Below are 1191 nucleotides of genomic sequence, written 5' to 3' on the forward strand. Positions count from 1 at the left end.
ATTTCATTTTGGTTGGGTGGTATCTCCTCTCAAAATATTGGTTCCACCGACACTATTTTTACCGTTCTCGATGCCAATAATGAGATCCTGCTGCAAGCCGACGGCGATCCACTTCAGATCCAGCAAGAAACGCGATCGGGATTAGCCGCCACCGGGCGAGTCTTGAACGGCGATCCGTCCCAGCTTCAGATCGGGCAACTGCTGTGGGAACGAGTGGTTGGCATTCCGTTGAATCCCAAACTTATCCTGGGACTTGATCCATCCCTTGGCGATGAAACCGAATCCGCACGGACAGCGTTGGACGACGCACTGATTGCCGATAGCGTCAATCGTCTGGAGGTCGTCGATGTTGACCCCGGTGATCCGGTATCGCTAGATTATATCTTGGGTAAGGCAACTGAAGACATGCTGGCTCAACTTACCGAAGCAGGAGAAACCGATCTGCCACCCATTAACACCATTGGATTATTTACCCCCGCTTGAAGCCAAAAGCCCCATCAAGCATGAGTACGTCAACGGTAAAGTCTATGCGATGGCAGGGGCGACGGATGCCCATGTGACGATCGCTGGCAACCTGTTTGCCATGCTCCGCAGCCATGTGCGGGGAACGGACTGCCGAGTTGACATTGCCGATATGAAGCTACGAGGCGATGGTAGTCGTGCCAGCCTACAGGATATTCGCAGTTGGGACTTTCCAGACGTGGAACTGATGGTGCTGAGTGCCTGTGAAACAGCCGTCGGTGATGTACCGTTGGGCAATGGGGCAGAAGTGTTGGGTCTGGGTTATCTGATGCAGTTGGCCGGGGCAGAAGCGGCGATCGCCTCCCTGTGGCAAGTTAGCGACGGCGGCACCCAGGTGTTGATGGATGCCTTCTATGCGGCACTCAATAACGGCTACAGTAAAGCCGAAGCCCTGCAACGGGCCCAGCAAGCCCTGATTACCAGCGATGAAACCGTGTTGGAGGGCGATCGCGGCAACGCCACCATTGAGATTATCGATACTCGTACCGGACAACCCTTAGCCCAAAGCACTGACCTGGCCCATCCCTACTATTGGGCACCGTTTATTTTGATTGGCAATGGGTTGTAAGATATCCCAGATAACTAGCCAGGCTCAAATCCATGCAAAGTAATCGAAATCATCAAAGAAATGAGGATTGAAGGTGCCTGCGTTATGGGTTGCCTTTGAGC

2 protein-coding genes are annotated in these 1191 nt (G+C 53.3%); both read left to right on the forward strand.

Annotation, left to right across the window (positions count from 1 at the left end):
* Nucleotides 1-483: hypothetical protein (locus V6D20_09900; GenBank protein HEY9816092.1), on the forward strand; the 483-nt coding region annotated here is incomplete at its 5' end.
* Nucleotides 461-1090 (forward strand): CHAT domain-containing protein, encoded by a 630-nt coding sequence (locus V6D20_09905; GenBank protein ID HEY9816093.1) that lies wholly within the window; start codon nucleotides 461-463, stop codon nucleotides 1088-1090. The genes V6D20_09900 and V6D20_09905, both read left to right, overlap by 23 nt.
* Nucleotides 1091-1191: the final 101 nt, after the last annotated feature.

The sequence above is a fragment of the Candidatus Obscuribacterales bacterium genome, assembly GCA_036703605.1.
In the GTDB taxonomy this organism is placed as follows: Bacteria; Cyanobacteriota; Cyanobacteriia; order RECH01; family RECH01; genus RECH01.